The sequence below is a fragment of the Bordetella petrii genome (genome assembly GCF_020991325.1).
Classification (GTDB): Bacteria; Pseudomonadota; Gammaproteobacteria; order Burkholderiales; family Burkholderiaceae_B; genus Bordetella_A; species Bordetella_A petrii_E.
This window is the reverse complement of record NZ_JAJMLX010000245.1, coordinates 1-6,902: the sequence shown is the minus strand read 5'-3', so window position 1 is coordinate 6,902 and position 6,902 is coordinate 1. Positions and strand designations below refer to the sequence as shown.

At 67.4% G+C, this 6,902-nt stretch carries 7 protein-coding genes; 4 read left to right on the top strand and 3 right to left on the bottom strand.

Features of this window, described 5'->3' with window-relative positions:
* The coding region (locus LPZ50_RS19615) for an acyl-CoA dehydrogenase family protein (RefSeq protein WP_230664018.1) at positions 1 to 286 on the bottom strand (286 nt) is incomplete at its 3' end.
* 11 nt (positions 287 to 297) lie between these two features.
* Positions 298 to 1,449, bottom strand: a complete 1,152-nt coding sequence (locus LPZ50_RS19610) for an acyl-CoA dehydrogenase family protein (protein ID WP_230664014.1) — start codon at positions 1,447 to 1,449, stop codon at positions 298 to 300.
* 259 nt (positions 1,450 to 1,708) lie between these two features.
* Here LPZ50_RS19610 and LPZ50_RS19605 point away from each other — a divergent pair, with 259 nt between their 5' ends.
* Together LPZ50_RS19605 and bktB are read left to right on the top strand one after the other, a co-directional pair.
* Entirely contained in the window at positions 1,709 to 2,503 is a 795-nt protein-coding gene (locus LPZ50_RS19605; RefSeq protein WP_230664011.1) for a crotonase/enoyl-CoA hydratase family protein, read from the top strand.
* A 93-nt stretch (positions 2,504 to 2,596) separates the two neighbouring features.
* The gene (gene bktB / locus LPZ50_RS19600; RefSeq protein ID WP_230664008.1) at positions 2,597 to 3,778 is read left to right on the top strand and encodes a beta-ketothiolase BktB; all 1,182 of its coding nucleotides are present in this window, start codon (positions 2,597 to 2,599) and stop codon (positions 3,776 to 3,778) included.
* A gap of 92 nt (positions 3,779 to 3,870) precedes the next feature.
* Here bktB and LPZ50_RS19595 read toward each other — a convergent pair whose 3' ends face one another.
* Complete coding sequence (locus LPZ50_RS19595; protein WP_230664005.1) at positions 3,871 to 4,641, bottom strand: IclR family transcriptional regulator; 771 nt, start codon at positions 4,639 to 4,641, stop codon at positions 3,871 to 3,873.
* A gap of 96 nt (positions 4,642 to 4,737) precedes the next feature.
* On the opposite strand from LPZ50_RS19595, the gene LPZ50_RS19590 reads away from it, so the two are divergent.
* Positions 4,738 to 5,541, top strand: a complete 804-nt coding sequence (locus LPZ50_RS19590) for an enoyl-CoA hydratase (protein ID WP_230664002.1) — start codon at positions 4,738 to 4,740, stop codon at positions 5,539 to 5,541.
* Positions 5,538 to 6,902 (top strand): acetate--CoA ligase family protein (locus LPZ50_RS19585; protein ID WP_230664000.1); only part of this gene is annotated, 1,365 nt, incomplete at its 3' end. The genes LPZ50_RS19590 and LPZ50_RS19585, both read left to right, overlap by 4 nt.

Here is a 6,902-nt window from a genome sequence, read left to right as displayed (position 1 = left end):
GCGGCGTATGGCCGGCGGCGTGCAGCCAGGCGCGCGCCAGCATGGTCTGGATCACCGGCGCGCCCACCGCGTGCGCACCGGCTTCCCGGGCCAGCGGCGCGACATCCGCCAGGCGCAGGCCGGCGCCGCCCGCGTCTTCGGGCAGCAGGGCATCCAGGAAGCCCGACGCTTCAACGGCCTGCCAGGCGGATGACGGCGCCTGGCCTTGTTCAATGGCCCGCAGCACGTCGGGCGGGTAGGCCTGCGCGAACAGGCGCTGCGCGCTGTCGCCGAATAAATTGTCCATGTCGTTCCTTCTTATCTCAGGCCCAGCCCGCGGGCGATAATGCCGCGCAAGATCTCGCGGGTGCCGCCGCGCAGCGAAAACGTGGGGCTGACCTGCTCCACATATGCCAGCGTGCGCAGCAGCTCGGGCGGCACGGGTTGGTCCGGCGCCTGGCCCAGCGCGCCGGCGATCAGGCCCGGGATGTCCTGTTCCAGTTCGGTGCCCAGGTCTTTGACCAGGGCGGCTTCGATGGCCGGGCTGAGCCCGCGCGCCAGTTGGCCGGCAACGGCCAGCGACATGGCGCGCAGCGTCGCCATGCGAGTCAGTATGTTGCCCAGCGCGTCGCGCGTCAGCGGGTCGTCGATGCCGGCCCGGCGGCAGTGCGCCAGCCAGCATTCCAGCAAGGCCATGCTGGAATAGATGCGCTCGGGGCCGCTGCGCTCGAAGGCCAGTTCGGCGTTCACCTGTTGCCAGCCTTCGCCCTCGGTGCCGATCAGCGCGGCATCGTCCAGCTCGACGTTGTCGAAGAAAACTTCCGAGAAGTGCGCGTCGCCGGCCAGGTCCTCGATGGGGCGCGTGGTGACCCCGGGCAGCGCAAGGTCCACGATGATTTGCGACAGGCCCTGGTGCCGGTCGGCCGCCGTGCCCGACGTGCGCACCAGCGCGATCATGTAGTGCGACCGGTGGGCGTTGGTGGTCCAGATTTTCCCGCCATTCAGCACCCAGCCGCCGTCGCGCCGTTCGGCGCGGGTACGGATGCTGGCCAGGTCGGACCCCGAGTTGGGCTCACTCATTCCGATGCAGAAGAAGGCCTCGGCCTGGCAGATGCGGGGCAGGTAGAACTGCCGTTGCGCCTCGGTGCCGTACTTGAGGATCAGGGGGGCGCTCTGGCGGTCGGCGATCCAGTGGGCCGATACCGGCGCGCCGGCGCCCAGCAGTTCCTCGGACAACACGAAGCGCGAGAAATGACCGCGCGCCGCGCCGCCATACTCGAGCGGCAATGTCATGCCCAGCCAGCCGCGCGCGGCCAGCGCCTTGCTGAAGCCGGCGTCGAAGCCCATCCATGAGCGCGCCCGTCGGTCGGCCGGCACGCCGGCCATCTCGCTGTCCAGGAAGGCGCGTATGTCCTGGCGCAGCGCCTCGTCTTCGGGGGGAATGGACGTCAGTTCTAGCGTATCGATCATGTCTGTTTCTGCAGTCGTTGCTGCAAGCGACTATCCTCCGTGCCGCCGAAACCTGTCTAATATTTTTTTTTGGCCGGCCCATACGTTTTTGGTATCGGCGCCAGGCGAAAACCGCCAGTGATACCGTCGCGGTATCGGTCCGGGCCGAAACAGTATTGGACGCATGATGGCCATGGGGCCTACGCTAGTCGGCCGGGCAGGGCGCGTGCGGCGCCGCTGCCCCGGATAACCCAAACCATCAAAAGAGGCGACGGCGGGCATGGACGACTTACTGCATTACGAGCAAGACGACGACGGCATTGTGGTGCTGACACTGGACCACCCCGAGACCCGCAACGCGCTGACCGGTAATGGCATGGTCGATGCGTTGTTGCAGGCCTGCGCGCGCATCGAGCGCGATGCCTCGGTGCGCGTGGTCATCCTGACGGCGCGCGGCCGGGTGTTTTCGTCGGGCGGCAATATCAACGACATGCAGCGCCAGATCGGCCCCGAGGTGGGCGGCACGGCGCTGCGCCAGGAGTACCGCCACGGCATACAACGCCTGCCGCTGGCCTGGCACGCCCTGGAAGTGCCCACCATTGCCGCCGTTAACGGGCCGGCCATCGGCGCGGGCTGCGACCTGGCCTGCATGTGCGACATGCGCATCGGGGCCGAGCAGGCCAGCTTCGCCGAGAGCTTCGTCAAGCTGGGCATTGTGCCGGGTGACGGCGGGGCATGGTTCTTGCCGCGCCTGATAGGCATGGCGCGGGCCGCCGAGATGTCGTACACGGGCGACGCCATCGATGCGGCCACGGCCCTGGAATGGGGCTTGATCTCGCGCGTGGTGCCGGCCGACGAACTGCTGCCGCAGGCCCGCTCCCTGGCGCGCCGTATCGCCGCGAATTCGGCCGACGCGGTGCGCCTGACGAAGCGCTTGCTGCGCGAAGGCCAGCACACGCGCCTGGATACGCTGCTGGAACTGTCGGCGGCCTACCAGTCGCTGGCGCACAAGACACCGGAGCATGCCCGGGCCGTAGCCGATTTCGCCGCGCGGCGGGCCGCCAAGGGCAAGTAGGCCGGCATCGTGCGCCGCAGTGCACAGGGTTATGATTGATCTCATCATCCTTGCCGGTATGGTGCCGGCATGCAGGATTCCAGGAGAAACGCCATGAATGAAGTCATCGTCGCCGCTGGCGCCCGTACCGCCATTGGCGATTTTGGCGGCGCGCTGAAAGACGTGCCGCCCATCGACCTGGGCGCTGCCGTCATCAAGGAAGCGCTGACGCGCGCCGGCGTGCAGGGCACCGAGGTGGGCCATGTCGCGGTGGGCCATGTCATCAATACGGAACCGCGCGACATGTACTTGTCGCGCGTGGCGGCCATGAACGCGGGCATCGGCAAGGAAACGCCGGCCTTCAACGTCAACCGCCTGTGCGGTTCAGGCCTGCAGGCCATTGTGTCGGCGGCGCAGACCATCATGCTGGGCGACGCGGACATCGCCATCGGCGCTGGCGCCGAAAGCATGAGCCGTGCGCCGTATATCGCCCCGGCGCAGCGCTGGGGCGCGCGCATGGGCGATGCCGCGCTGCTCGACATGATGACCGGCGCCTTGTCCGACCCCTTCGGCCGCATGCACATGGGCGTTACCGCCGAGAATGTGGCGGCCAAGTTCGGTATCAGCCGCGCCGACCAGGACGCGCTGGCGGCGGAATCGCACCGCCGCGCCGCGGCGGCCATCGAAACCGGCCGCTTCCGCGAGCAGATCGTGCCCTTCGTCATCAAGACGCGCAAGGGCGAGGTCACGTTCGATACCGATGAACATGTACGCGGCGATGTCACGGCCGAAAACCTGGCCGGCTTGCGGCCGGTGTTCAAGAAAGAAAACGGCACGGTCACGGCCGGCAATGCTTCCGGCCTGAACGACGGGGCCGCCGCCGTGGTGCTGATGAACGCCAGCGTGGCCGCCAAGCGCGGCGTGAAGCCGCTGGCCCGCCTGGTGGCCTACGCCCATGCGGGCGTCGACCCGGAGATCATGGGCATCGGCCCGGTGCCGGCCACGCAAGCCGCCCTGAAGCGTGCCGGGCTGGGCGTGGACCAGATGGACGTGATCGAGGCCAACGAGGCCTTCGCGGCACAGGCTTGCGCCGTATCGCGCGAACTGGGCTTCGACCCGGCCAAGGTCAATCCCAACGGCAGCGGCATCAGCCTGGGGCATCCCATCGGCGCCACCGGCGCCATCATCACGGTTAAGGCGCTGTATGAACTGCAGCGCGTGCAGGGCCGCTATGCGCTGGTGACCATGTGCATCGGCGGCGGGCAGGGCATCGCCGCCATTTTCGAGCGCGTCTGACTAGTGTCTGCCTGATACCGTTGTGTGTCACGACGGTATCGGCCGGACGGTGTCTGGCACTCTGGCGGGAGCCAGACACCCGACCGCCCATTTCACGCTGCCGCGTATTCTCTTGCCCATGCCGCGCATTCGGCATGCAGCAGCTTCCCCATTTGCACCCGCCGCTTGGCGTCCAGCCGGCTGCTGATCGCGCCGAAGCTGAATGCCACCCAGGTCAGTTCCGACACCGGAAAGGCCACGCCCACGCCCGACACACCAGGGGTAATGGTGTCGATAATGGCGGAATAGCCGTCATGCCGGGTTTGCCGCACCAGTTTCATCAGCGCAGTGCGCGTGAAACCGGCCTGCGCGTATAGATGTTCATGGCGATCGACCAACTGCGCGATTTCGGTGTCAGGCAGGCTGGACAACAGCGCCAGCCCGCCCGCGCCCACGCCCAGCAGGCGGCGTTCGCCCTGGTCGATGGTGAACACTTTCACGGGGAAAGAGCCGGCTTCGCGCAGCAGGCATAGCGCGTAGTCGCCCTGGCGTATCACCAGGAACACCGTGTCGCCCGACAGGCGCGCCAGCTTCTGCGCGAATGGCCGCAGCGCATCCAGCAGCGGCGTGTGGCGCAGCGACGCGAAGCCCAGTTGCATGGAATCCACGCCCAACCGGTACTTGCGGCTGACGGGGTCGCGTTCGGCGAAACGTTCTTCAAGCAGGCAACTGAGTAGCCGGTGCGCCGTCGAGCGTTCCAGGCCGGTGCCGGCCATGACGCCTTGCAGGTCTATGCCTTCGTCCTGGTGCTGGGCCAGCACCCGCAGTAGGCCCAGCGCGCGCCGCATGCTCTGGGTGCCGCCGGTGGTTTTAGAGGTGTTCATATTATGGGAAATTATTGAAGATTATTTTGTATTTTAGGAATTGGTGGGCGTAAATTCAATTCGACCGGGCATCAAGGCACCGGACGAGGAGACTTTATGGACTACGCCACTTTGGCCGTGGAACAGCACGGCGCCGTGCGCCGCATCAGCCTGGCGCGGCCCGAGGCCCGCAATGCGCAAAGCCAGCAAATGCTGGACGAACTGGACCATGCATTGGCCGCCGCGGCCGATGACGACAGCGTGCGCGTGGTGGTGCTGGCCGGGCAGGGCGCGCATTTTTCGGCGGGCCACGACTTGAAAGAAGCCCAGGCCAAGCGCGCCGACTTTACCGTGGAAGAGCGCTGGGAATATGAGTCCCTGCGCTACTACGGGTACTGCCTGCGCATCTGGGACTTCCCCAAGCCCACCATCGCCCAGGTGCAGGGCGCCTGCGTGGCTGGCGGCTTCATGATCGCCAATATGTGCGACCTGGTGGTCTGTGCCGACGACGCCTATTTCTCGGATCCGGTGGGCCATACGCTGGCGGCCGCCGCCACCGAGGTACTGATCCACCCCTGGGTGATGGGCTTGCGCAAGGCCAAGGAAATGCTGTTCACCGGCGAGAAAATCGGCGCCGAGGAGGCCCTGCGCATCGGCATGGCGAACCGTGTGGTTCCGGTTGCCGAACTGGACGCCGCCACCCTGGCGCTGGCGCAGCGCGTGGCGCAGGCTCCGCCCTTCGGCCTGAAGCTGCTGAAGCGCTCGCTCAATCGCGGTGCCGATGCTCAGGGCTTCCGCACCGCGCTGGCGGCGCACTTCGACACGCACCAGTTGTCTCACCTGACCGAGGAATTCCGCGCCGTGCGCGAGCGCGGGCTGGCCCAGGCCATCCAGCGCAACAAGTCGGGCGGGGCGGCATGACGCACCGCCTGGAACCCCTGCTGAACCCGGGCTCTATCGCGCTGATCGGCGCCAGCGGCGACGCTGGGCGCATCGGCGGCATGCCGCTGGACCTGTTGACGCGTTTTGGCTATGGCGGGCTGATCTATCCGGTCAACCCCAAGTACCAGGAAGTTTTCGGCCTGCGATGCTGGCCGGACATCGAGTCCGTGCCCCAGGGCGTGGACCTGGCGGTGCTGGCAATAGGCGCCGCCGAGGTCACGCCCATGCTGCGCCGCTGCCACGCGCGCGGAGTACGGGCGGCCATTGTGTATGCGGCCGGCTTTGCCGAGGCGGGCGGCGACGGCGCGCGCCTGCAGCGGGAGATGGAAGATTACGCCGCGCAGTCCGGCATGATCGTGGCCGGCCCGAACTGCATGGGCTTCGCCAATTTGAACACCCAGGCCCACACCGCGTTCGCGTCGGTGTTCAAGACCGCGCCGATGCAGCAGGAACCGGGCCAGGTCAGCCTGCTGACGCAAAGCGGCAATGTGTGCGCCGCCGTATACGCTATTGCGCGGCGCCTGGGCCTGCCGTTCTCGCAGTTCATCAACACGGGCAACGAGGCCTGCGTCGACTTCTCCGCCTATCTGGAATACCTGGCGCAGGATCCGCAAACCGAGATCGTGCTGGGCTACCTGGAACAGTTGCGCGACGGCCCGCGCTTCGTGCAGGCCTGCCGTGAACTGCAACGCCGCGACAAGGTGCTGATTGCCCTGAAGGCCGGCGCCACCGACAAGGGCGCACAGGCTGTGCGTTCGCATACCTCGGCGCTGGCTGGCGACCGCCGCATCTACAGCGCCGCGTTCCGCCAGCTGGATGTCATCGAGGCCCATGATTTCGCCCAGATGGCGCAACTGGCCTATCTGGCCAGCCTGCGGCACCGCAGCGCGGGAAGGCGCGTGGCGGTGCTGACCATGTCGGGGGCGCTGGGCGCCATCCTGGCCGACCGCTTCGTGGCCGCGGGTCTGGAACTGCCCGACCTGCCGGCCGGTTTGCAGCAGACCTTGCGCGGCGGCATTCCCGACTACGGCATGGTGGGCAATCCGGTGGACGTGACAGGCAATGTGGTCAACAACCCCGGATTCGTGCGCGCCGCGTTGCAGGCCCTGGCTATCTCGGATGCCATCGACACGGTGGTGGTGTACGCGCCGGGCTACATGCTGGACCGCATGGCCGATGCGCTGGCCGACGTGGCCCGCGCGCATCCGCGCTTGTTCGCCGCCATCGATACCGGCGCCGCGCAATGCCGGCAGTCGCTGCGCGATGCCGGCGTGGCCGTGTTCGACGACCTGGGGCTGGCCGTGTCGGCGCTGGCACCGTATCTGTCGTGGTGCGCCGCG

Bases quoted from the DNA above. Each gene is read 5' to 3' on its own strand.
- LPZ50_RS19610 (WP_230664014.1), bottom strand. From the start codon at position 1,449: ATGATCGATACGCTAGAACTGACGTCCATTCCCCCCGAAGACGAGGCG.
- LPZ50_RS19605 (WP_230664011.1), top strand. From the start codon at position 1,709: ATGGACGACTTACTGCATTACGAGCAAGACGACGACGGCATTGTGGTG.
- LPZ50_RS19595 (WP_230664005.1), bottom strand. From the start codon at position 4,641: ATGAACACCTCTAAAACCACCGGCGGCACCCAGAGCATGCGGCGCGCG.
- bktB (WP_230664008.1), top strand. From the start codon at position 2,597: ATGAATGAAGTCATCGTCGCCGCTGGCGCCCGTACCGCCATTGGCGAT.
- LPZ50_RS19590 (WP_230664002.1), top strand. From the start codon at position 4,738: ATGGACTACGCCACTTTGGCCGTGGAACAGCACGGCGCCGTGCGCCGC.